This window comes from Pseudokineococcus sp. 5B2Z-1 (genome assembly GCF_037482305.1).
GTDB lineage: Bacteria > Actinomycetota > Actinomycetes > Actinomycetales > Quadrisphaeraceae > Pseudokineococcus.
In genome coordinates this window covers 260,003-282,596 of the sequence record NZ_JBBHZG010000001.1, presented here as the reverse complement: position 1 = coordinate 282,596, position 22,594 = coordinate 260,003, and the positions used below count along the sequence as shown (strand labels likewise).

The 22,594-nt window shown below is 78.1% G+C and carries 21 protein-coding genes; 17 read left to right on the top strand and 4 right to left on the bottom strand.

The features are described from left to right. The first annotated feature begins 86 nt into the window (after nucleotides 1-86). Entirely contained in the window at nucleotides 87-539 is a 453-nt protein-coding gene (locus WDV85_RS01185) for an Hsp20/alpha crystallin family protein (protein ID WP_339568880.1), read from the top strand. 69 nt (nucleotides 540-608) lie between these two features. Here the strand turns inward: WDV85_RS01185 and WDV85_RS01180 are convergent, their stop codons facing one another. The 3 genes from WDV85_RS01180 to WDV85_RS01170 all read right to left on the bottom strand — a co-directional run bounded on the left by WDV85_RS01180 (nucleotide 609) and on the right by WDV85_RS01170 (nucleotide 4,306). After that, nucleotides 609-1,232, bottom strand: a complete 624-nt coding sequence (locus WDV85_RS01180; RefSeq protein ID WP_339568879.1) for an HAD family hydrolase — start codon at nucleotides 1,230-1,232, stop codon at nucleotides 609-611. Between the two features lie 96 nt (nucleotides 1,233-1,328). Beyond that, on the bottom strand, nucleotides 1,329-2,921 hold the full coding sequence (locus tag WDV85_RS01175; RefSeq protein WP_339568878.1) for an AbgT family transporter: 1,593 nt from the start codon (nucleotides 2,919-2,921) through the stop codon (nucleotides 1,329-1,331). Next, nucleotides 2,918-4,306 (bottom strand): M20 family metallopeptidase, encoded by a 1,389-nt coding sequence (locus WDV85_RS01170; RefSeq protein ID WP_339568877.1) that lies wholly within the window; start codon nucleotides 4,304-4,306, stop codon nucleotides 2,918-2,920. The genes WDV85_RS01175 and WDV85_RS01170 overlap by 4 nt, the downstream gene beginning before the upstream one ends. A 92-nt stretch (nucleotides 4,307-4,398) precedes the next feature. Here WDV85_RS01170 and coaD point away from each other — a divergent pair, with 92 nt between their 5' ends. The 7 genes from coaD to WDV85_RS01135 all read left to right on the top strand — a co-directional run bounded on the left by coaD (nucleotide 4,399) and on the right by WDV85_RS01135 (nucleotide 8,505). Beyond that, on the top strand, nucleotides 4,399-4,896 hold the full coding sequence (gene coaD / locus WDV85_RS01165; protein WP_339568876.1) for a pantetheine-phosphate adenylyltransferase: 498 nt from the start codon (nucleotides 4,399-4,401) through the stop codon (nucleotides 4,894-4,896). Beyond that, entirely contained in the window at nucleotides 4,893-5,513 is a 621-nt protein-coding gene (locus WDV85_RS01160; protein WP_339568875.1) for a hypothetical protein, read from the top strand. The genes coaD and WDV85_RS01160 overlap by 4 nt, the downstream gene beginning before the upstream one ends. Before the next feature lie 154 nt (nucleotides 5,514-5,667). Beyond that, nucleotides 5,668-6,240 carry a YceD family protein gene (locus WDV85_RS01155; protein WP_212770768.1) on the top strand — a complete coding sequence of 191 codons (573 nt, stop codon included), beginning with the start codon at nucleotides 5,668-5,670 and terminating at the stop codon, nucleotides 6,238-6,240. A gap of 2 nt (nucleotides 6,241-6,242) precedes the next feature. After that, nucleotides 6,243-6,446, top strand: coding sequence for a 50S ribosomal protein L32 (gene rpmF, locus WDV85_RS01150; protein WP_171202927.1), 204 nt, complete (start codon nucleotides 6,243-6,245; stop codon nucleotides 6,444-6,446). 44 nt (nucleotides 6,447-6,490) lie between these two features. Beyond that, the gene (rnc, locus tag WDV85_RS01145) at nucleotides 6,491-7,261 is read left to right on the top strand and encodes a ribonuclease III (protein WP_339569433.1); all 771 of its coding nucleotides are present in this window, start codon (nucleotides 6,491-6,493) and stop codon (nucleotides 7,259-7,261) included. A gap of 3 nt (nucleotides 7,262-7,264) precedes the next feature. Next, entirely contained in the window at nucleotides 7,265-8,167 is a 903-nt protein-coding gene (mutM, locus tag WDV85_RS01140; protein ID WP_339568874.1) for a bifunctional DNA-formamidopyrimidine glycosylase/DNA-(apurinic or apyrimidinic site) lyase, read from the top strand. Continuing rightward, complete coding sequence (locus WDV85_RS01135; protein ID WP_339568873.1) at nucleotides 8,164-8,505, top strand: acylphosphatase; 342 nt, start codon at nucleotides 8,164-8,166, stop codon at nucleotides 8,503-8,505. Before mutM ends, WDV85_RS01135 begins: the two co-directional genes overlap by 4 nt. Nucleotides 8,506-8,596: 91 nt before the next feature. On the opposite strand, the gene WDV85_RS01130 is transcribed toward WDV85_RS01135, so the two are convergent. Then, entirely contained in the window at nucleotides 8,597-9,424 is an 828-nt protein-coding gene (locus WDV85_RS01130; protein WP_339568872.1) for a hypothetical protein, read from the bottom strand. A 222-nt stretch (nucleotides 9,425-9,646) separates the two neighbouring features. Here WDV85_RS01130 and smc point away from each other — a divergent pair, with 222 nt between their 5' ends. From smc to WDV85_RS01085, 9 genes are all read left to right on the top strand, one after another. Beyond that, nucleotides 9,647-13,378: a chromosome segregation protein SMC gene (gene smc / locus WDV85_RS01125; protein ID WP_339568871.1), complete on the top strand. Its 3,732-nt coding sequence runs from the start codon at nucleotides 9,647-9,649 to the stop codon at nucleotides 13,376-13,378. 116 nt (nucleotides 13,379-13,494) lie between these two features. Next, nucleotides 13,495-14,286: a hypothetical protein gene (locus WDV85_RS01120; protein WP_339568870.1), complete on the top strand. Its 792-nt coding sequence runs from the start codon at nucleotides 13,495-13,497 to the stop codon at nucleotides 14,284-14,286. Between the two features lie 105 nt (nucleotides 14,287-14,391). Further along, a complete protein-coding gene (ftsY, locus tag WDV85_RS01115; protein WP_339568869.1) occupies nucleotides 14,392-15,609 on the top strand; it encodes a signal recognition particle-docking protein FtsY in 1,218 nt (405 codons plus the stop codon). A 23-nt stretch (nucleotides 15,610-15,632) separates the two neighbouring features. Further along, nucleotides 15,633-17,132 carry a sensor histidine kinase gene (locus WDV85_RS01110; RefSeq protein ID WP_339568868.1) on the top strand — a complete coding sequence of 500 codons (1,500 nt, stop codon included), beginning with the start codon at nucleotides 15,633-15,635 and terminating at the stop codon, nucleotides 17,130-17,132. Continuing rightward, a complete protein-coding gene (locus WDV85_RS01105) occupies nucleotides 17,129-17,794 on the top strand; it encodes a response regulator transcription factor (protein WP_339568867.1) in 666 nt (221 codons plus the stop codon). Before WDV85_RS01110 ends, WDV85_RS01105 begins: the two co-directional genes overlap by 4 nt. 254 nt (nucleotides 17,795-18,048) lie before the next feature. Continuing rightward, nucleotides 18,049-18,951, top strand: a complete 903-nt coding sequence (locus WDV85_RS01100) for an ABC transporter ATP-binding protein (RefSeq protein ID WP_339568866.1) — start codon at nucleotides 18,049-18,051, stop codon at nucleotides 18,949-18,951. Then, nucleotides 18,948-20,177, top strand: a complete 1,230-nt coding sequence (locus tag WDV85_RS01095; RefSeq protein ID WP_339568865.1) for an ABC transporter permease — start codon at nucleotides 18,948-18,950, stop codon at nucleotides 20,175-20,177. The genes WDV85_RS01100 and WDV85_RS01095 overlap by 4 nt, the downstream gene beginning before the upstream one ends. A gap of 705 nt (nucleotides 20,178-20,882) precedes the next feature. Further along, a complete protein-coding gene (locus WDV85_RS01090; RefSeq protein ID WP_339568864.1) occupies nucleotides 20,883-22,196 on the top strand; it encodes an ammonium transporter in 1,314 nt (437 codons plus the stop codon). Beyond that, entirely contained in the window at nucleotides 22,193-22,531 is a 339-nt protein-coding gene (locus WDV85_RS01085) for a P-II family nitrogen regulator (RefSeq protein WP_171203497.1), read from the top strand. The genes WDV85_RS01090 and WDV85_RS01085 overlap by 4 nt, the downstream gene beginning before the upstream one ends. Nucleotides 22,532-22,594 lie beyond the last annotated feature (63 nt).

Below are 22,594 nucleotides of genomic sequence, written 5' to 3'. Positions count from 1 at the left end.
CACTCTCCGTCGGAGAGTGCTAGTACATGTCCTGCACGGTGCACCGGGGTCGCGGTGGCCCCGGTCGTGGCGAGGAGGTGATCGCCGTGCTGACCTTCGACCCGTTCCGCGAGCTCGAGCGCGCGTCGGAGCTGCTGGGGACCAGCCCCGGGACGTCCCGGGCGCCCCGGTTCATGCCCGTGGACCTGTACCGCTCGGGTGACCACTACGTGCTGCACGCCGACCTGCCGGGCGTCGACCCGGGCTCCGTCGACGTGAGCGTCGAGGGCGGGACCCTCACCATCACCGCCGAGCGCACGGCGCGCGGCGAGGAGGGGGTCCAGTGGATCGGCGCCGAGCGCCCGTCGGGGACCTTCCGCCGGCGCCTGCAGCTGGGTGAGGACGTCGCCGCCGACGCCATCACGGCCACGTTCGCCGACGGGGTGCTGTCGGTGACCATGCCGGTGGCCGAGCGGGCGAAGCCGCGGCGCGTCGCCGTCGAGCGCGCCGACCACCCGCGCCCCGTCACGGCGCACCACCAGCAGGGGATCTCCTCCTGAGCCGGACGACGGGGCGGCCCCTCGGGGCCGCCCCGTCGTCAGCCCGTCGTCGTCCGCGCTCCGCGCCGCTCAGGCGAGCGGCAGGCCCAGGGCGGCGAGGTCGCGCCGCAGCGCCTCGGCCGTCGTGAAGCGGACGGCGCGCAGGCCGACGGCGGCGGCGCCCTCGACGTTGCGCGGGCTGTCGTCGACGAAGGCGGTGAGCTGCGCGTCCAGGCCGAAGCGCTCGACCACCCGGGTGAAGAGCGCCGGGTCGGGCTTGACGAGCCGCTCGACGCCCGAGACGACGACGGCCTCGAAGACCGACAGCCCGACGACCTCCTCGAGCCGCGGGCGCGCGCGCTCGAAGAGCTCGGCGGACCAGTTCGTCAGCGCCAGGAGCCGGACGCCCGCGGCGCCCAGCTCCTCGACGACGTCCCGCGTGCCGGGCACCGGGCCCGCGAGGGTGTCGAGGAAGCGGTCGACGTAGGCCTGCGCCACCGGCTCGTGGCCCGGGGCGCTCGCGGCGACGTCGGCCACCGAGTCCGCCGTCGAGCGACCGGCGTCCATGGCGAGGTTCCAGGCGCCGAAGTCGACGCGGGCGTGGAACGCCTCCACGGCCGCGGGATCGAGCTGCTCCCAGACCCGTGCGGGCTCCCACCGCACGAGCACGTTGCCGAGGTCGAAGATCACGGTCGTGCGAGCTGCGGCGGTCACGCCGACCGAGGCTAGAGGGCCGGTGCGGGTCGAGCCGTGCGCCCACGTCGCGGTGCACCGCGACGTCGGCGCACCGCTCGGGCGGGCGAGGGGGGACTACCCGAGGCGCACGCCCGCACCGGGCCCCATGGGCGTGCCGGTGACGTAGAAGAGGGTCAGCACGGCCACCCACGCCGGCCAGAAGGCCAGCGTGAAGGGCAGCATCCGCGAGATGACGCTGCCGAGGCCGGCCCCGGGCTCGTAGCGGCGCAGCATCGTCAGCAGCACGACCATGTAGGGGTTGAGCGGGGTGAGGATCTGCGTCGCGGAGTCGCCGACGCGGAACGCGCCCTGCGTGAAGGCGGGCTCGAAGCCGAGCAGGGCGAAGAGCGGCACGAAGACGGCCGCCATGAGCGTCCACAGGGACGACCCCGAGATGATGACGAGGTTGAGCAGGGAGGCCAGCAGCACGAAGGCGAGCACGGCCGGGAAGCCGGTGAGGCCGATGGCCTCGAGCCCGGCCGCCCCCTCGACCGCGAGCCAGGTGCCCACGCCCGACCAGGTGAAGAGCGCGACGAAGTTGCCGAGCACGAAGGCCAGCGCGATGAACGGCGCGAGGTCGCGGATGGCCCCCTGCATGAAGCGGGGGACGTCGGCGCTGCTCGTCAACGAGCCCGACACCCGCCCGTAGACGAGCCCGGGCACGAGGAAGAGCACGAAGACGATGAAGACGATGCTGTCGAGCAGCGGGGACTCCGGCAGGTAGCCGCCGCCCTCGCCGCGCCACGGCGACCCGGGCAGGAGCACCGCGACGAGCATGACGACGGCCACGAGGACGCCGGCGAGCGCGGCGGCTCCCACGGCCCGTCGCTCGCGGGGCGACACGTCGGCCGTCCCGTCGGCCCCGCCGCCGCCCGTCCCGCCGTCCTCGGCCGGTGCGGCGTCGTCCTCGTGCACGACCTGCTCGCGCGGCACGCCCGTGCGCTCCAGGCGCGGCTCGAGGACGCGCGTGATGACGAGCCCGGTGATGACGGTGAGCACGGCCGCGGAGACGAGGTTGAAGAAGTAGTTGGAGACGGGTGTCACGGGTGTGCCCGGGTCGGGGAGCACCTGCGCGACGGCGGTCGTGATGCCGGCGAAGAGGGCGTCGAGGCTCGTCACGACGAAGGAGGTCGAGTAGCCCGCGCCGACCGCCGCGAAGCCGCCCAGGAGGCCGGCGACCGGGTGGCGCCCCGCCGCGCGGAAGACCATGGCGGCCAGCGGGGGCACGACGACGAAGGCCGTGTCGGACATCACCGAGGCCGTCACGCCGACCACCCCGACGACGTAGGGGAGCGCCCACCGGGGGGCGGAGTGGAAGAGCAGGCGGATGACGGCCGACAGCAGGCCGGAGCGCTCGGCGACCCCGATCGCCAGCAGGATGGTGAGGACGGTGAGCAGCGGCGGGAAGCCGATGAAGTTGGCGCCCAGGTTCGTCGTCAGCCACGTCAGTCCCTCGGCCGTGAAGAGCCCGCGGACGGGCACGGCGTCGTCCGAGCCCGGGACGGTGACGCTGACGCCGAGCACGGCGCCGAGGGTCGAGACCAGCGCGACGAGGACGAAGAGCCCCAGGAAGAGGACGAAGGGCTCGGGCAGCCGGTTGCCGGTGCGCTCGACCCACCCGAGGACCCGGTCGGCGCGCGTGCCGGAGGCCGCGCCCGTGGCGCTCACGCGGCGCCCCCCGGCGCCGGCGGCGGGCCGTCGAAGTAGCGGGCGACGTCGACGGCTCCGCCGGCGGCCGCGAAGTCGGCGTGGACGGCGGCCCGCAGGTCGGGGTCGGCGAGGTGGTCGAGGACGACGAGCGCGAGGCCGACGGCGCCGTCGACCACGGCGCGGTCGCCGTCGGGCCCGGCCGCGGCGGCGGCGAACTCGCGGGTGTGCAGGGACGTGCCCGGGTCGGAGACGGCGACCATCGGGTGGAGCGACGGCACGCGGTAGCTGACGTTGCCGAAGTCCGTCGACGCCGCGAGCAGCGCCGGGACGACGCCGGACGGCAGGACGGGACGCCCCCGCTCGGCCATGCGGGCGCCCCAGCGGCCGGCCAGCGCGGCGTTGGCCCGCACCGGCAGGGTGGCGGGGTTCTCGTCCCAGGCGAGGTCGACGCCGCAGCCGGTCATGAGCGCGGCCCCGCGGCAGATCGCGTCGAGCCGCTCGGAGAGGACCCGCAGGGTCTCCGGGCGCTCGGAGCGCAGGTAGAAGAGCACCTGCGCCCGTCCCGGGACGACGTTGGGGCGGTCCCCGCCCTCGGTGACGACGCAGTGCAGCCGGTCCGACGGCGGCATCTGCTGGCGGTGGAGCCCGACGCCCTGGTAGGCGAGCGCGACGGCGTCGAGGGCGTTGCGGCCCATGAACGGCTGGGCGGACGCGTGGGCGGTGACGCCCGTGAAGGTCGCCCGCAGCTGGCGGCGCCCGAGGAAGAGGTGGTCGGCGACGTCGTAGCCGAAGGGGTGGACCATGACGGCCGCGTCGACGCCGTCGAGGGCGCCGTGCTGCGCCATCGTCTCCTTGCCGCCGCCGCCCTCCTCGGCGGGCGTGCCGAGCCACCGGACGCCGCCCGGCAGCCGGTCGCCCAGCGCGGCGAGGCCGAGGACGGCCCCGAGGCCCGCGGCGGCGATGACGTTGTGCCCGCAGGCGTGGCCGATGCCGGGCAGGGCGTCGTACTCGCTCATGACGGCGACGACGGGCGCCCCGCCGTCTCCCGTGCCGCCCGTGACGTCAGCCCGCAGCGCCGTCGGCAGGCCGTGGGCGCCCCGCTCGACGTCGAGGCCGTGCTCGGAGGCCAGGTCGGCCAGCACGCCGGCGCTCCGGTGCTCCTCGAAGGCCGTCTCGGGGTGCTCCGCGAGGTCGTGGCTCAGCGCCACGAGCCGGGGGCCGAGCGCCTCGACGGCGTCGACCACGGCGCGGACGAGGTCCTCCGGGGCGCCCTGCGCCGACGAGGAGATCGGCTCCGCGGCGCGCGCGGCGGCGTCCACCTGCGCCTGCACGGCCGCGAGGTAGGAGGGGTCCGGGGGCAGGGGTGCGGAGGGGAGGGGCCCGTCGGGCGCAGGGGTCGGCACGGGGCCACCGTCCTCCCTCCCCGCGGGGCGGGCAACGCCCCCGGGCGACCGGGCGCAGCGTGCCGGCGTCCCCGACGGGCAGACTCGCGCCCGTGACCACCGCGGCCTGCCCCGGCTCCTTCGACCCCGTGACGCACGGGCACCTCGACGTCGTCGCCCGGGCCGCCGCCCTCTTCGACGAGGTGGTCGTGCTCGTCGTCCCCAACCCCTCCAAGCGCGGGCTGCTGGCGCCCGAGCGGCGGGCGGCCCTGCTGGAGGAGGTGCTGCCGGGGGCGCTGGGCGCGGCCGCGGGGCGCGTGCGGGTCGAGCTCGTACCGGGAGGATTGCTCGTCGACGCCTGCCGCCGGGTGGGAGCGGCGTGCGTCGTCAAGGGCGTGCGCGGCGGGGCCGACGTCGACGCCGAGGTGCCGCAGGCGCTGATGAACCGCCACCTCTCCGGCCTCGAGACGCTGCTCCTGCCGGGCGACCCCCGCTGGCAGCACGTGGCGTCCTCGCTCGTCCGGGAGATCGCCCGCCTGGGCGGCGACGTCGACGACCTCGTGCCGCCCGCCGTCGCCGCGGCGGTGCACGAGGCGCTGGCGGGGACGTGACGTCGGCCGGCGCCCGCACGGCCGCGGTGTCCGTCGCCCTGGCGGCTCCGCTGCTGCTCCCCGGCCCCGCGGCCGCCTCGTGCGCCGGGCCGGCGACGCCCTCCTCGCTGCTCGCGCAGGACGGCGGCGTCGTCCTGGCGCGCGCCGCGGACGTCGACGGCCACCGCGTGGTCCTCGCCGTCGAGGAGGTCTGGTCGGGCGAGGACCGGGCACCGCGGGTGCGCATCACGACGGGCGAGACCCGGCGCGGTGCCGAGGGGTCCGGCGACGTCGAGCTGGTGGAGGGCGACACCTACCTCCTGGCGCTGCGGGGCGACCACGCGTCCGTGTGCTCGGTCCTCGTCGTCGGGGACGGGCGTCCGGTCGCGGCCGTGGCGACCACGGCGCAGGTCGCCGCGGCCCGCCCCGAGGGCGCCCGCCCGCCCGTCGAGGGTGCCGACGCCGGTGACGCGCCCGGCCCGCCGCTCGCCGCGCTCGCGGCGGGGCTCGTCGGCTGGGTCGCGCTGACCGCGGTGGTGCTCCTCGCGGGGCGGTCCGTGCGCCGCCGCCAGCAGCGCCGGTCCCGCCATCGCCGCGGCGGCGCGAGCGCGGACGGCGCGGGTCGGCCCCTGCGGTAGCCTTGCCGGTCGGTCCGCCGCCCACCGCGGCAGGCCGAGGACGACCAGGGCCCCTCACGCCCGACCGCACCGCCGCCGCACCGGTCCGCCGGGCGGGGGCACCCCGCACCACCACCCGGCGCCGCCCCGCGCGCGCCGGTGGAGGAGGAACGCCGTGACCACGCTGGACCACCGCTCGCCGCTCGTGCTCGACACGCGGGAGCTCGGTCGTCGTCCCGGTTCGATGCGGGCGGTGCGCCGGACCGTGGAGGCACCGGCCGACCTCGGCACCGCGGTGGTGGGCGTGGCCGAGGGCAGCCCCGTCGAGCTCGACCTGCGGCTCGAGGCGGTGATGGAGGGCGTGCTCGTGTCGGGGACGGCGCGGGCGACCTCCACCGGTGAGTGCGTGCGGTGCCTGGACCCGGTCGAGCGCGAGCTCGTCGTGGACCTCCAGGAGCTGTACACCTACCCGGGCCGGGCGCCGGAGGACGACCCCGACGGCACCCAGGACGACCTGCACGAGCTGGACGGCGACCTCGTCGACGTCGAGCCCGTGCTCCGGGACGCGGTGGTGCTCGCGCTGCCGTTCCAGCCGGTGTGCTCGCCGGACTGCCCGGGCCTGTGCGCCGACTGCGGGGTCCGCCTCGCGGACGCGGAGCCGGGCCACCAGCACGACAGCGTCGACCCGCGGTGGGCGGCGCTCCAGAGCATGGCCTCCGACCGGGGCCAGCGCACCGAGGAGGACTGACCATGGCCGTCCCGAAGCGGAAGATGTCCCGCAGCAACACCCGCCACCGCCGTTCGCAGTGGAAGGCCGAGGCCACGCCGCTCGTCGCGACCGTCGAGAACGGGCGCACGACGTACGCGCGCAGCCACCACGCGCGCGTCGTCACCGACTCCCAGGGCACGCCCCTGTACCTCGAGTACAAGGGCCGCAAGGTCAAGGACCTCTGAGCACCACCGCCGCCGGGCAGGGCGGCGCCCCCGCCGGGGCGCGCCTGCTCGAGCTGGTCCCGCGCGCCGCGGAGCTCCAGGCCCGGCTCGGCCTCGAGGTCGAGCCGGGCCTGCTGCTGCGCGCCCTCGTGCACCGGTCGTGGTCCTACGAGCACGACGCGGAGCCCACGAACGAGCGCCTGGAGTTCCTCGGCGACGCCGTGCTGGGGCTCGTCGTCACCGACGCCCTGTACCGGCGCCACCCCGACCTGCCCGAGGGGCAGCTCGCGAAGCTGCGCGCCTCGGTCGTCAGCTCGCGCGCGCTCGCGGGCGTGGGCCGCGGCCTCGACCTCGGGGAGCACGTGCTCCTCGGGCGCGGGGAGCGCTCGACGGGCGGGCGCGACAAGACGTCGATCCTCGCCGACACGGTCGAAGCGGTCATCGGCGCGGCCTACCTGTCCGCCGGGCTCGACGAGGCCCGCGCCCTGGTGCACCGCCTCGTCGACCCGCTGCTGGCGTCGTCGGCCGCCCTCGGCGCCGGCCTCGACTGGAAGACGAGCCTGCAGGAGCTGGCGGCGGCGCGCGAGGACGGCCCGCCCGTCTACGAGGTCACCGGCGAGGGCCCGGACCACGCCCGCACCTTCACCGCCCTCGTCCTCGTGGCCGGGGTTCCGCAGGGCCAGGGCGAGGGCCGCAGCAAGAAGGAGGCGGAGCAGCGCGCCGCCGAGGCCGCGTGGCGGGCCCTGGGCGGCACCGGCGAGGACGAGCTCGCCCGCGCCGCCGGCGTCCTGACCGACGGCGCCCCCGCCGAGGGCGCCCCCTCCCGCGGCGCCTGACGCGTGCCCGAGCTGCCCGAGGTCGAGGTGGTCCGGCGCGGCCTCGACGCGCACGTCGTCGGCCGCACGGTCACCGACGTGGCGGTGCTGCACCCCCGGCCCGTGCGACGCCACCTCGCCGGCCCGCTCGACTTCGCCGGTCGCCTGGCGGGGGCCCGCGTGGACGCCGCCGTCCGCCGCGGCAAGTACCTGTGGCTGCAGCTCGACACCGGTGACGCGCTGTCGGCCCACCTCGGCATGAGCGGGCAGATGCTCGTGCAGCGTCCCGAGGCCCCGGACGAGCGGCACCTGCGCGTGCGGCTCGACCTCGACGACGGCGCGCAGCTGCGCTTCGTCGACCAGCGCATGTTCGGGGGGCTGCTCGTCGCCCCGCTCGTGCCGACGCCCGACGGGCTGCCGGCCGGGGCCGCGGCCGGCGGTCCCTCGGACCCGCTGCTGCCGCCCGAGGTCGCCCACGTGGCGCGCGACCCCCTCGACCCCCACCTGGACCTCGAACGGCTCGTCGAGCGCGTGCGCGCCCGCCGCACCGGCGTGAAGCGGGCCCTGCTCGACCAGACCCTCGTCTCGGGCGTGGGCAACATCTACGCCGACGAGGCCCTGTGGCGCTCGCGCCTGCACTACGCCCGCCCCACGGACGGCCTGACCCGCCCCGTGGTGCGCCGTCTCGTCGTCGACGTGGCCGCCGTCATGGAGGAGGCGCTCGCCCAGGGGGGCACGAGCTTCGACCGGCTCTACGTCAACGTCAACGGCGCCAGCGGCTACTTCGACCGCTCGCTGGCGGCCTACGGCCAGGAGGGCGAGCCGTGCCCGCGGTGCGGCGCGCCCGTCACGAGGGAGGCCTTCATGAACCGCAGCTCCTACCGCTGCCCGCGCTGCCAGCCGGTGCCCCGGAGGGCCCGGTGGTGAGCCCGGGCCGTGGTCCGGGCGGGGGGTCGGGGGAGCGGGGCGCCGACCCGGCGCGGCTCCTCGCGCACGTGCGCGGCGACGTCCAGGGCGTCGGCTTCCGCTGGTGGACCCGCGCCCGGGCGCTCGAGCTCGGCCTGGACGGCGCCGCCCGCAACCTGCCCGACGGGCGCGTCGAGGTGACGGCGCAGGGCCCGCGCGCGGCGTGCGAGGAGCTGCTGGGGCTGCTGCGGGCCCCCGACGACGCGGAGGCCGCGCGCCGGCGGCCCGGCGCGGTGCGGGGCGTGGCCGCGCAGTGGCTGGGCCCGCGCGACCTGCCGGGCGGCTTCGTCGAGCTCTGAGGTCCCCGGCCCCGCCGTCGGCCCGGCCCCGCCAGCCCGCACCGGTCATCCGTGCGGTTCGTCAGCCCTGCACCGGTCAGCCCCCTGGTCGTCAGCCCCGCGGTCGGGGCCCGGCGAGCGGGACGGCGAGGAGCTGCTGGACGACCGTGCCGCGGACGACGGCGAGGTGCACGCGCGGGGTGGTCGCCACGGTGAGGTCGTAGCCCTCGTCCACGAGCTCGACGGCGACCGTGCCGCTGCTGCGGCTCACGTGGACGACCGGGGAGCCCGTGGTGGTGCGCTCCCCGGCGGCCTCGAGGACGTGGCGGGCCAGGTCCCCGCGGTCCAGGCCCACGCCCGCGCTGCCGGGGGCGTCGTCGCCGAGACGGGCGCCGACGACGCGGGTGCGCTCGTCGACGACCACGGCCACGGCGACCCGCTCGTCCTGCCGCAGCGCGGGGACGCCGGCCCAGCTGACGACGACCGTCGACGAGCGGCGGTCGCCGGCGTCGGGGAACAGCTCGGCGTAGGCGGCGGGCGTCCCCCCGGCCTCGCCGGCCGGTCGGGCGCCGGCGACCAGCGCGTCCTCCCCGGTCGGGGGCGGCGCCGTCGCGAGGGACGCCGTCGCCGCGCTGGGCCCCGCGACAGGAGCGGGGGCGGTGGCCCGCCCGAGGGCGAAGCCGCCCGCCACCAGCGCCACGACGACCGCCGCGGCGCCGGCCCTGCGCCGTCGCACCCCGCTCGTGCGCCCGTCGGCCCCGCCCCTCCCGGCGCCGCCGGCTGCGGCGGGCGCGTCGAGGTCCTCGGGCGCCCCGGGACCGGGCGGCCGCTGCCCGGCGTCTCCGCCGACGCCCGGGCCAGCGCCTGGGCCGGCGCCCGGGCCGGCGTCGGCCCAGGGGTGGGGGCCGGCGCCCGGCCCGCCCAGCGCGTCGCGGCTCACCCGTCCTCCTGCACGGGCCCATCGTGCGCGCTCCGGCGTCGCACGACCGTCCGCGGGTCACCCGTCCGCCGGTCGCCCGCCTCCGTCACCCGCGGCGCCCCGCCGCGCGTCGCGCCTCCTGCGCCCGTCACCCGCCGGACCGGCCGCCCACCACGGCTACAGTCCTGCGCGGCCCGCCAGGGCGGCCGCAGCAGCGCGACGGACCACCGGGGAGGGGCGCCCGTGCACCTCAAGACCCTCGTGATGAAGGGCTTCAAGTCCTTCGCCTCGACGACGACCCTGCGCCTCGAGCCGGGCATCACGTGCGTCGTCGGCCCCAACGGGTCGGGCAAGTCCAACGTCGTCGACGCCCTCGCCTGGGTCATGGGCGAGCAGGGCGCCAAGAGCCTGCGCGGCGGGTCCATGCAGGACGTCATCTTCGCGGGCACCGCGGGCCGTGACGGCGCGCCGGGCCGGCCGCCGCTGGGCCGCGCCGAGGTCTCGCTGACGATCGACAACACCGACGGCGCCCTGCCGATCGACTACACCGAGGTCACCATCTCGCGGACCATGTTCCGCAGCGGCGGCTCCGAGTACGCCGTGAACGGGGCGCCCGCGCGCCTGCTCGACGTGCAGGAGCTGCTCTCGGACAGCGGCATCGGCCGCGAGATGCACGTCATCGTCGGGCAGGGGCAGCTCGACGCGGTGCTCCACGCCACGCCGGAGGACCGCCGGGGGTTCGTCGAGGAGGCCGCCGGGGTCCTCAAGCACCGCCGCCGGCGCGAGCGGGCCGTGCGCAAGCTCGACGCGATGCAGGCCAACCTGGCCCGGCTGCAGGACCTCACCGGCGAGGTGCGCCGCCAGCTCGGGCCGCTCGGGCGCCAGGCGAAGGCGGCCCGGCGGGCGCAGCTCGTGCAGCTGGAGGCGCGCGACGCCCGCGCCCGGCTCCTCGCCGACGACATCGCGCAGATGCGCGCGCTGCTGGAGCAGGACGCGGCCGACGACTCCGCGGCCCGCGCGCGCCGGGCGGAGGTGGAGGAGCAGCTGGCGGACGTGCGCCGCGAGCTCGCGGACGTCGAGGCCGCCGCGGCCGCCGCGGCGCCCGCCCTCGCCGCGGCGGAGGAGGCGCCCCACCGGCTGGGCCGCGTGCGCGAGCGCCTGCGCGGCACGGCCGAGCTGGCCGAGGAGCGCCGGCGTCTGCTGGGCGCCGAGGAGGCCCCGCCGTCCGGGCCCGACCCCGCGGAGCTCGGGGCCCAGGCCGAGCGGCTGCGCGCCCAGGCGGCCGCCCTGGAGGAGGAGGTCGGCGCCTCGCGCGACGCGCTGGGCCGGGCCGAGCGGGCGCGGGCCGCCGTGGAGGACGAGCTCGCCGACGCCGAGCGACGCGTCGCGGCGCTGGAGCGCGCCGCCGCCGACCGCCGCGAGGGGCTGGCCCGCCTGTCGGGGCAGGTGAGCGCTCGCCGCAGCCGGCTCGAGGCGGGACGCGCCGAGGTCGGCCGCCTGCGCGAGGCGCTGGCCGGCGCCCGCGCCCGCGGCGGGGACGCCGAGCGCGAGCACGCCCTGCTCGAGACGCAGGTGGCCGACGTCGAGGAGGGGGAGGAGGGCCTCGACGAGGAGCACGAGCGCGCCGCGGACGCCCTCGAGACGGCCGGCGCCGACCTCGAGCGCGCCCGGGAGGAGGAGCGCGCCGCCGAGCGGGACCGCGGCAGCGCCGCCGCCCGCGCCGAGGCGCTCGAGCTCGGCCTCGCCCGTCGCGACGGCTCCGGCGCGCTGCTGGACGCCGGTGACCGGCTGCCCGGCGTCCTCGGGCCCGTGACGGGCCTGCTCGCCGTCGAGCCCGGGTGGGAGGACGCCGTCGCGGCGGCGCTCCGCGGCGCCGCCGACGGCGTCGCGGTCGAGAGCCTGGGCGTCGCCGTCGACGCCCTGCGGCTCCTCCACGAGGACGACGCGGGCACCGCCTCGCTGCTCGTGGCGGCGGGTCCCGCAGGGGCGGGCCCGGCGGCGGACCCGGGCGGGACCGCCGCCCTGCTGACGGAGGTGGCCCGGCCCGAGGACGAGGCCGTGCCCGCCCTGCAGGTAGTGCGGGCGCGACCGGAGGCGGCCGCGGCGGTCGCGCGGCTGCTGGAGCGGGCCGTCGTCGTGCCCGGCCTCGCGCAGGCCCGGGCGCTGCTCGAGCGGGCCGGGGGCGCCGGCGTCGACCTCCTCGTCGTCACCCGCGACGGCGACGTGCTCGACCGCGACCGCGCCCGCGGGGGCAGCTCCGCCGAGGCGAGCCTCCTCGGGGTGCAGGCCGCGGCCGATGAGGCCCGCGCCGCGGAGGCGGACGCGACGGCTCGCGGCGAGCGCGCGCGCTTCGCCGTGGCGGCGGCGACCGCGGCCCGGGCGGAGGCCTCCGAGGCGGTCGAGGCCGCGCTGGAGCGGCTCCACGAGTCGGACGCCCGGCTGTCGGCCGTCGCCGAGCGGCTGGGGGCCCTCGGTGCCGCGGCCCGCTCCGCCGGCGCCGAGGCCGAGCGTCTCGAGCGGACGCTCGGCGCCGCGCAGGAGGGCGTCGCGGAGGACGAGCGCGCCCTGGCCGACCTCGAGGAGCGCCACGCGCGCGCCGCCGAGCAGCCCGCCCCCGCGGCGGGGGAGGACGCCGACGCGCAGCGGGCCCGGCGCGAGGAGCTCGCCGCGGCGGCCCGGGCGGCCCGGGCCGCCGAGACCGAGGCGCGCCTGGCGCTGCGCACGGGGGAGGAGCGCGCCCGCGCCGTGGCGAGCCGCGTGGAGGGCGCCGAGCGCGCCCGCCGGCGCGAGGAGGAGGCGCGGGCCCGCGCGGCCGAGCGCGCCGCCGCGCGGCGCCGCGACGCCGCCACCGCGTCCGCCGTCGCCGCAGCCGCCCGCACCGCCCTCGAGCGGTGCGCGAGCGCGCTCGCCCGCGCCGAGGACGAGCGCGAGCGGGCCCAGGAGGGGCGTCGGGAGCGGGCCGAGGCGGCCGCCGGCGCCCGGCGCCGCCAGGAGGCGCTGGCCGCCGAGCTGGCCGAGCTGACCGACGCCGTGCACCGCGACGAGGTGGCGCGCGCCCAGCAGCGGCTGCGGCTCGAGCAGCTCGAGGAGCGCAGCACCTCCGAGCTCGGGACCGACCCGGACGTCCTCGTCGAGGAGCACGGCCCCCACCGCCCGGTGCCGGTGCTCTCCGAGGCGACGGCCGCCGTCGACCCGCCGAGGGCCGACGAGGCGGACGGGGGCGAGGGCGCCGCGCCGCGGCCGGTCGCCCGCGACGACGGCGACGACGCGGGTGGGGACTCCGACGCTGACGAGCCGCCCACGACGCCGTACGTGCGCGCCGAGCAGGAGCAGCGCCTGCGCCGGGCCGAGCGCGCCCTCGCGCAGCTGGGGAAGGTCAACCCGCTGGCGCTCGAGGAGTTCGCCGCGCTCGAGGAGCGGCACGCCTTCCTCGTCGAGCAGCTCGACGACCTCACGCGCTCGCGCCAGGACCTGCTCGGGATCGTCGCCGACGTCGACGCCCGCGTGCAGCGGGTCTTCGCCGAGGCCTACGAGGACGTCGCGGCCGCCTTCGAGCGCGTCTTCGCCCGCCTCTTCCCCGGCGGCGAGGGGCGCCTCGTGCTCACCGACCCCGGCGACATGCTCACCACCGGCATCGAGGTCGAGGCGCGACCCGCGGGCAAGCGGGTCAAGCGCCTGTCGCTGCTGTCCGGCGGTGAGCGCTCGCTGGCCGCCGTCGCGTTCCTCGTGGCGATCTTCACGGCTCGGCCGAGCCCCTTCTACGTCCTCGACGAGGTCGAGGCGGCGCTCGACGACACGAACCTCGGCCGTCTCATCGACGTCATGGAGGAGCTGCGCGCCTCCAGCCAGCTCGTCGTCATCACGCACCAGAAGCGCACCATGGAGGTCGCCGACGCCCTCTACGGCGTCACCATGCGCGGCGACGGCGTGACGACGGTCGTCAGCCAGCGGCTCCGCGAGGTCGCCCCCGCCTGAGGGCGGTCGCCGTCCCCTCCGCCCTCCGCGTCCGGCGGACGGCGCGGACGTTGCGATCCGGGCTCGGTCGCGCGTGGCGCCGTGACCCTGCGTCGTTCGTGGGTGACGCTGTGCTCATGACTCTGGGGGGCGCGACCGTGGTGGTCGCCTACACGCTCTTCGCCGTCCTGCTCGCCCTCGTGGTCGTCGCGGTCGCCTGCTGGACCCAGCTCGAGGGCCGCCGCGCGCGGGGCGACCGGCTCGGCCGCGCCCTCGCGCCCCTCATGCGCGGCCTCGAGGCCGGCGGCGCCCGCGCCGCGGCAGCGGGGCGCTCCCTGCTCGAGCCCCGGCCTCCCGCGTCCGCCGGGAGCGGGGCGACCCCGGCCGACGACGCACCGGTCGGCGCGGCCGAGGTGGACGAGCGCCCCGAGCGCCGCCCCCGGGTCGCGGCGCGCGCCCGGTCCGCGGCCGCCGGTGCCCTCGACGCCGTGGCGCGGGGGGCCGGCGCCCTCTCGGGCCGCCTCGCGGCGCAGGCCGCGGCCCGCTCGCCCGAGAGCCCTGCGGACGCCCGTCGCCCGGCCGAGGGCGGGCCCGCCGCCGAGGAGGTCCCGGCCGAGGAGATGTCGGCCGCGGAGGTGCCGGCCGCGGAAGTGCCGGCCGAGGAGGTGCCGGCCGCGGAGGCCGTGGTCGAGGAGGCCCCGGCCGAGGAGGCCGTGCGCGGGGACGCCGCCCGCGGGGGAGGCGCCCGGGTCGAGCGCCGCCGACCGGACCGGCCCTGGTCCCGGCCCGCTCCCGCCGCACCCGAGGGCGGCGCGGAGCCCGCCGTGCGGCCGGCCGAGGACCGCGACCGGACGACGGCGGGCACCGAGGCCGCCGACCCGCGGCGCGACCGCCTGCCGGACGAGCTGCGCGACCGCCTGGCCGGGTAGCGCGCCGTACCGGACCCCGCCGTCGGCAGCGTCGGGCCGGTCGGGGCTCGTCGGGGCGGGCTGAGGGCGGGGTCGGCTCGCCCGGCGTCTGCGAGGATCGGAGCCGTGGAGTACCTCGAGCTCATCATCGGCATCGCCGTCGCGGCGGTGCTCGTCCTCGGCGGCGCGGCCGCCGCGCTGGTGCGCCGCGCGCGCGGTCGTGACGTCGAGGAGCTGCCGCCCTCGCGCCCGCGCCCCGGCCTCGACTACGCCCCCGGCGTCGGCGACGACGACCAGCAGCCCCGGGACACGCCGACGCGCACGGTCGAGGAGCTGCCCGCGCTCGACGAGGTCGACGCCTCCGAGGCGCCGGTCGAGGCGGAGGCGGGCCCCCAGCTCGAGCGCCCCGAGCCGGCGGCCGGGCGCCTCGTCCGCCTCCGCGAGCGCCTCGCCCGCTCGAACACCGCCCTCGGCCAGGGCCTGCTCGCCCTCCTCTCGCGCGAGCGCGTGGACGAGGCGACGTGGGAGGAGGTCGAGGAGACCCTCCTGCTGGCCGACCTGGGGGCCGGCCCGACCGAGGAGCTCGTCGAGCGGCTCCGCGAGCGGGTCCGGGTGCTCGGCACCCGGGACGCCGACGCGCTGCGCTCCCTCCTCGCGGAGGAGCTCCTCGAGCTCGTCGGCCCGGACGTCGACCGCTCCCTCGCGACGACGCCGCACGACGGCCGCCCCGCCGTCGTCCTCGTCGTCGGCGTCAACGGCACGGGCAAGACGACGACCGTCGGCAAGCTGGCGCGCGTCCTCGTGGCCGAGGACAAGGACGTCGTCCTCGGCGCCGCCGACACCTTCCGCGCCGCCGCCGCCGACCAGCTGCAGACCTGGGGCGAGCGCGTCGGCGTGCCGACGGTCCGCTCCTTCACCGACGGCGCCGACCCCGCCTCGGTCGCCTTCGACGCCGTGCGCGCCGGCCGCGAGGGCGAGGTCGACGTCGTCCTGCTCGACACCGCCGGCCGGCTGCAGAACAAGGTCGGGCTCATGGACGAGCTGGGCAAGGTCAAGCGCGTGGCCGAGAAGGCCCTCGACGGCGCCGGGACCATCGACGAGGTGCTCCTCGTCCTCGACGCGACGACCGGCCAGAACGGGCTGCAGCAGGCCAAGGTCTTCTCCGAGGCCGTCGACGTCACCGGCATCGTCCTCACCAAGCTCGACGGCACCGCCAAGGGCGGGATCGTCGTCTCCGTCCAGCGCCAGCTGGGCGTCCCGGTCAAGCTCGTCGGGCTCGGCGAGGGCGCGGACGACCTCGCGCCGTTCGAGCCGCGGGCCTTCGTCGACGCCCTCCTCGCCTGACGGCGCCGAGGAGCGTCCGGGCCGTGGCCGACCGAGCCGACGCGGTGGCCCCGCCGCTCGCCGAGGGCACGGGGACGGCAGGTGGTCAGGGGACGGCGGGTGGTCCGGGGACGGCGGTCGACGAGGGCTGGGTGCGGCCCCGGCCCGGGCGGCGCGCGCTCCTGGCCGACGTGGGCTGGGGCGCGGTCGCGACGACGACGTGCGTCCTCGGGCTGGAGCTGACGCGGGCCGTCTCCGACGCCCTGCCGCAGGCGGCGCCCGCCCGGGTCGAGGACGTCGCGTGGACCGTCCTCGTCGCCGCGCCGCTGGCCGTCCGGCGCCTGCTGCCGCTGACGGCGATGGTCGTCTCGACCGGGGCCTTCGTCGCCCTCGGCGAGCGGCACCTCGCCTCGGCGGCGACCTTCACGCTCAACCTCGTCCTCTTCCTCGTGCTCCTGTCCGGGACGGCGTGGGCGCGCGACCGCCGGAGGCTCGCGGTCGTCTGGGTCGTCGTCCTCACGGCGATGGCGGGCTGGTACCTGCTGCGCGTCGTGCTGCTGCCGGTCGGCGTCGGGCCCACGTCGGCCGCCCTTCTGGGCCTCACGGCGCTCATCAACGTCGTGTACTTCGCGGGTGCCCTCCTCGGCGGGCGGGCGCTGTGGCGGGGCGCGCGCGACCGCGCCGCCCTGCACCGCACGGCCGCGCAGCTGCGCCGCGAGCAGGAGCGTGCCGCCCGGGCCGCCGTCGTCGCCGAGCGCCTGCGCATCGCCCGCGAGCTCCACGACGTCGTCGCCCACCACGTGAGCACCACCGGCGTGCGCGCCGCGGCGGCCCGCCGGGTCCTCGAGCGGGGCGCCGACGACGGGACGGGCGTCGCCCGCGCCGCCGCGGCGCTGCGCGAGGTCGAGGAGGGCAGCCGCTCCGCCGTCACCGAGATGCGCGACCTCCTGGGCGTGCTGCGCGACCCCGGTGCGGACCCCGACAGCGACGCCGGCACCGGGCCCGCGGCCGTGCCGCCGGGCGCGGCCCCGCGCGAGCTGCCGCAGCCGTCGCCGGCGGACCTGCCGCGGCTCGTCGAGGAGGTCCGCGCCTGCGGGCTCGACGTCAGCCTCGTCGTCGTCGGGGAGCCCGCCCCGCTGCCGGGCACGACGGGCACGAGCCTCCACCGGCTCGTGCAGGAGGCCCTGGCCAACGTCGCCCGCCACTCCGCGGCCGGGGCGGCGCGCGTCGTCGTCCGGTGGGTGCCGGACGGCGTGCCGGACCACGGGCGCGACGGTGGCCACGGCCGCCCGCCCGGTGACGTCGCGAAGGGTCATGTCGAGGAGGGCCACGTCGAGAGGGGCCACGTCGAGGTGGAGGTCGTCGACGACGGTCCCGCCCGCTCGGCGGCGCAGCGCCCGACGGGCACGGGACTCGGGCACGTCGGCATGCGCGAGCGCGCCGCGCTCGCCGGCGGCTGGGTCGAGGTGGGCGCCCGCCCCGGCGGCGGCTACCGCGTGCGCGCCCGCTACCCGCTGGCCGCCCCTCCGCGGCCGCCGCGGTGAGCCCGCCGGTGCGCGTCCTGCTCGTGGACGACCAGGCGCTCGTCCGCAGCGGCTTCCGCATGATCCTCGAGGTCGAGCCGGACCTCGAGGTGGTGGGCGAGGCCGCCGACGGCGCCGCGGGCGTCGCCGCGGCCGCCGAGCTGCGCCCCGACGTCGTCCTCATGGACGTGCGGATGCCCGGCCTCGACGGCGTCGCCGCGACGGAGCGGGTGGTCGCGGCCGGCACGGGGCGCGTCGTCGTCCTCACGACCTTCGACACCGACGACCACCTCTTCGCGGCCCTGCGGGCGGGCGCCTCCGGCTTCCTGCTGAAGAACGCCGACCCGGACGAGCTCGTCGCCGCCGTCCGCGCGGTCGCGCGGGGCGACGCGCTCCTGGCGCCCGCGGTGACCCGGCGCGTCGTCGAGCGCTTCGCGGCGCCCTCGGGGGCGTCTTTCCGGCCCGAGCTCGTGGCGGGCCTCACCGAGCGCGAGCGCGGCGTGCTCGTCCTCCTCGCGCGCGGCCTGTCCAACGGCGAGATCGCCGCCGAGCTCGTCCTCGGGGAGGCGACGGTCAAGACCCACGTCTCGCGGGTGCTCCTCAAGCTGGGGGTGCGCGACCGGGTCCGCGCCGTCGTGCTGGCCTACGAGAGCGGCCTCGTGCGCCCCGGCGACGGCGGCTGAGCAGGCGGGTCGCCGGCGCGGGGGCGCGGGTCCCGGCACGCGCGGGCGGGAGCAGGACGCAGCAGAGGCAGGATGCAGCAGGGGCAGGCCGCCGCACGGGCAGGACGCCCGGCGGAGGCCCGGGGCGCGCCGTCCGCCGCGCGGGGGAGGGCCGCGTCGTCCCCGCGGCGGACGCGCCGCTGCGCCCGAGCGCCCTAGCGTCGCGGCGCGGGCCGGGAGCGGCCCGTGGACGACGACGAGGAGGAGGCGCGGCGGTGCTCTCGGCACGGGGCCTGGTGCGGCGGTTCGGCGACGCGGTCGTGCTCGACGGGGTGGACCTCGACGTCCTCCCCGGGCGCATGACGGGCTTCGTGGGGGCCAACGGCGCGGGCAAGACGACGACGATGCGGATCCTGCTGGGCGTGCTGGCGCCCTCGGCCGGGGAGGTCCGCTGGGACGGGCGCCCGGTCACGGCGGCCGACCGGCGCGACATGGGCTACATGCCCGAGGAGCGCGGCCTCTACCCCAAGCAGCGCGTGGCCGAGCAGCTCGTGCACCTCGGCCGTCTCCACGGCCTGGGGACGCAGGAGGCCCGGGCGTCGGTCGGCTCGCTGCTGGAGCGCCTCGACCTCGCCGGGCGCGCCGACGACCGCCTCGACAGCCTCTCGCTGGGCAACCAGCAGCGCGTGCAGGTCGCCGCGGCCCTGGTCCACGGCCCGTCCGCCCTCGTCCTCGACGAGCCCTTCAGCGGCCTCGACCCGCTCGCGGTCGACGCCATGGCGGCCCTGCTGCGCGAGGAGGTCGCGCGCGGGGTGCCCGTCCTCTTCTCCTCCCACCAGCTCGACCTCGTGGAGCGGCTCTGCGACGACGTCGTCGTCCTCGCGCAGGGCCGGCGCGTGGCGGCGGGCACGGTCCCCGAGCTGCGCGCCCGCGGTGGCGCGCGCACCCGCCTCGAGGTGGGCCCCGCTCCGGGCGGCGACGTCGGCGACCTCGGGTGGCTGCGCGACGTCGTCGGGGTCGACGTGCTCGACGTCGACGGCCCGCGCGCCCTCTTCACCGCCACCGAGCCGGGCGCCGACCAGCGCGTCCTCGCCGAGGCGCTGCGCCGCGGCCCCGTCCGCGCCTTCGCCCCCGACGAGCCGTCCCTGTCCGAGGTCTTCCGGGAGGTCGTCCGATGAGCGCGCCCACCACCACGTCCGTCCCCGCCCCCGGCCCTCGGAGGGGGGCCACCGGCGGCCGCGCCGCGTGGCGCGTCGTCGCCGAGCGCGAGGTCGCCGTCAAGCTGCGGGACAAGGTCTTCGTCGGCTCCTTCCTCGTGCTGCTCGTCCTGGCCGTGGCGGGCGTCGTCCTCGGGGCCGTCCTCGGCGGCCGCACGTCCACGACGCAGCTCGCCGTCGTCGCGGGGGACGAGCGGGTCGCCGCCGTCGCCGCCGCCACGGGGGCGCTCCTCGGCCCGGACGACGAGCTCGAGGTCGTCGAGGCGCCCGACGCGGGCGCGGCGGAGGCCCTCGTCGCGGCGGGGGACGCCGACGCGGCGCTCCTGGCGGCGCCGGGCGGCGACGGCCTCGAGCTCGTCGGCGACCAGGAGGTGGCCGGGTCGCTGTCCACGCTCGTGCCGGTCGCCGCCGAGGGCGACGCCCTCGAGCGCAGCGCCGCCGCGGCGGGGACGACGCCGGAGGAGCTCCTGTCCGGCGCGGCGGTCGAGGAGCGGCTCCTCGACCCCTCCGAGGCGGACCCCGTCGCGACGACGCTCGCGCCGCTCGTCTTCGGCTTCCTCTTCTACCTCGTCGCCATCCAGTTCGGCATGGCCATCGCCCAGAGCGTCGTGGAGGAGAAGCAGAGCCGCGTCGTCGAGATCCTCGCGGCCGTGGTGCCGCTGCGCTCGCTCCTGCTGGGCAAGGTCGTCGCCAACGGCGCCCTGGCGCTGGCGCAGGTCGCCGTCCTCGCCGGCGTCGTCCTGGTCGGCCTCGCGGCCACCGGGGAGGGCGAGCTGCTCGGCGCCGTGGGCGCGCCCGTCCTGTGGTTCGTCGTCTTCTTCGTGCTCGGCTTCGTCGCCCTGGCCTGCGTGTGGGCCGTGGCCGGGTCGGTCGCCACCCGCACCGAGGACCTGCAGGGGACGACGACGCCGCTGCTCGTGGCGCTGCTGGCCGCCTTCTACGCCGGCATCTTCGGCAGCGGGTGGGTGCTCGTGCTCGCGTCCTACGTGCCCGTGGCCTCGACGGTGGCCATGCCGACGCGCCTCGTCGCGGGCGAGGCGGCCTGGTGGGAGCCCCTCGTCTCGGCGGGCCTCGTGCTCCTCGCCGCCGTCGTCCTCGTGCGCGTCGGCGCCCGGCTCTACGAGCGGTCGCTGCTGCGGACCGACCGGCGCTCCTCGGTGCGCGAGCTGCTGCGCGAGCGGGGCTGACGCCGGCGCTCGCCGTCGGACGGAGGCCACCCGTCGGCCGTCCACCGCGAGGAGGCGGCCGGGCGGGAGCGGCCTCGGTGGTGGACGACGTGGGCCGGGGCTCGGCGTGTCGTCCCACGAGGTCGACCAGCCGTCCGCCGAGCCCACGAGGTCCACCGCGCTCCGACGAGGTGGCTGTCGAGGCTCGCTGCAGGGGGTCATGGCGCGGCGCGGCCGTGAGCGCGGACTTCTCGGGCTCGAGTCCGGCGCGCCGTCCCGCGAAGTCCGCGCCCGCGGTGGCGGTACGGCGCGTCGTCCCGCGAAGTCCGCACTCACGGGGGCAGCCCACGGGGCGACCAGGACGTCCCCGCCGGCCACCTCGAGCCGGGGGGCAGGTCGGCGTCGACGCGCCCGTGGAGGTCGCCCGAGTGCTCGACGACGTGGGTGCGTGCCCAGGCCGACGGCAGGACCGCGGCACCGGCGTCGTCGCCGGAACCGGTTCGGGTGCGGAGGGCGACGGGCCCTCACCGACCGCCACCGGGCGGTGGGCGGCCGCACGCCGTTCACGCACGTCTTACCTGAGCCGCTGCGACGACACGCGCCCGTAACACGGCGCGGCGGGGCCCGTAACGGCCCACCGGGATGTTCGTCCCCGCAGCGCCCGCCCGGCGCCGCCCCCCCCGGCCCCGCGCCCCGCGGGTCCGGCACCCGACCTCAGGAGGACGAGTGAACACCGGCGACACCGCCTGGATCCTCACCAGCGCCGCGCTGGTGCTGCTGATGACCCCGGGCCTCGCGCTCTTCTACGGCGGCATGGTCCGCATGAAGAGCGTCCTCAACATGATGATGATGAGCTTCGGCGCCATGGCGCTCGTGAGCGTCCTCTGGGTGCTCTACGGCTACTCCATCGCCTTCGGGAACGACGTGGGCCTGGGCCTGCTCGGGAACCCGGCGGAGTTCTTCGGACTGGCCGGGATGATGACCGAGGACCCGGAGGCCGCCTACCCGGTGATGGCCTTCGTGGCCTTCCAGATGGTCTTCGCCATCATCACCGTGGCCCTCATCTCCGGCGCCGTCGCCGACCGCACGAAGTTCTCCACGTGGATGGTCTTCGTGGCGATCTGGGTGACGATCGTGTACTTCCCCGTCGCCCACTGGGTCTTCGCCTTCGACGGCGAGGGCGTCACGGGCGGCTGGATCGCCAACCAGCTGGCGGCGCTGGACTTCGCGGGCGGCACGGCCGTCCACATCAACGCCGGCGCGGCGGCCCTCGCCCTCGTGCTCGTCATCGGCAAGCGCCGCGGCTTCGGCCGCGAGCCCATGCGCCCGCACAACCTCCCGCTCGTCATGCTCGGCGCCGGGCTGCTGTGGTTCGGCTGGTTCGGCTTCAACGCCGGCTCGGCGCTGTCGGCCGGCAACACCGCGGCCGTCGCCTTCGTCAACACGCTCTGCGCCACCGGCGCCGCCGCGCTCGCGTGGCTCCTCGTGGAGCGCCTGCGCGACGGGCACCCGACGTCGCTGGGCGCGGCCTCCGGCATCGTCGCGGGCCTCGTGGCCATCACCCCCGCCTGCAACGCCGTCTCGCCGGTCGGCGGCATGCTCATCGGCGCGATCGCCGGCGCGCTGTGCGCCCTCGCGGTCGGCCTCAAGTACAAGCTCGGCTACGACGACTCGCTCGACGTCGTCGGCGTCCACCTCGTCGGCGGCGTCGTCGGCACGGTCCTCATCGGCGTCTTCGGCACGGCCACCTCGCCGGCCGGCGTCGACGGCCTCCTCTTCGGCGGCGGCGTCGACCAGCTCTGGCGCCAGGTCGTCGGCGCGTTCGCCGTGCTCGCCTTCTCCTTCGTGGTGACCTACGTCATCGCGTCGGCGCTGAAGGCCACCATGGGCTTCCGCGTCGACGAGGCCGCCGAGGAGGGCGGCATCGACCAGGCCGAGCACGCCGAGTCGGGCTACGACTTCGGCACCTTCGGCTCCGGGGCCGGCCCCCGCTCGGCCGTCAGCCACCGCCGCACCACCGACGAGGAGGTCTCCGCGTGAAGCTCATCACCGCGGTCATCAAGCCCCACAAGCTGGACGACGTGAAGTCGGCCCTCGAGGCCTTCGGCGTCCAGGGGCTGACCGTCAGCGAGGCCAGCGGCTACGGCCGACAGCGCGGCCACACCGAGGTCTACCGCGGGGCCGAGTACACCGTGGACCTCGTGCCGAAGGTGCGCGTCGAGGTCGTCGTCGACGACGTCGACGGGGCCGACGTCGTGGGCGCCGTCGTCAGCGCGGCCTCCACCGGCCGCATCGGCGACGGCAAGGTCTGGGTCGTCCCGGTCGAGGACGTGGTCCGCGTCCGCACGGGCGAGCGCGGGGTCGACGCCCTCTAGGCCCGAGAGCCCCCGGCGGCACCCCACCCGACGGCGCGGGCCTGCGGACGACGCGGGCCCGGG

Coding starts and splice junctions, on each gene's coding strand:
- rpmF (WP_171202927.1), top strand. CDS start 6,243: ATGGCCGTCCCGAAGCGGAAGATGTCCCGCAGCAACACCCGCCACCGC.
- WDV85_RS01120 (WP_339568870.1), top strand. CDS start 13,495: ATGACTCTGGGGGGCGCGACCGTGGTGGTCGCCTACACGCTCTTCGCC.
- WDV85_RS01095 (WP_339568865.1), top strand. CDS start 18,948: ATGAGCGCGCCCACCACCACGTCCGTCCCCGCCCCCGGCCCTCGGAGG.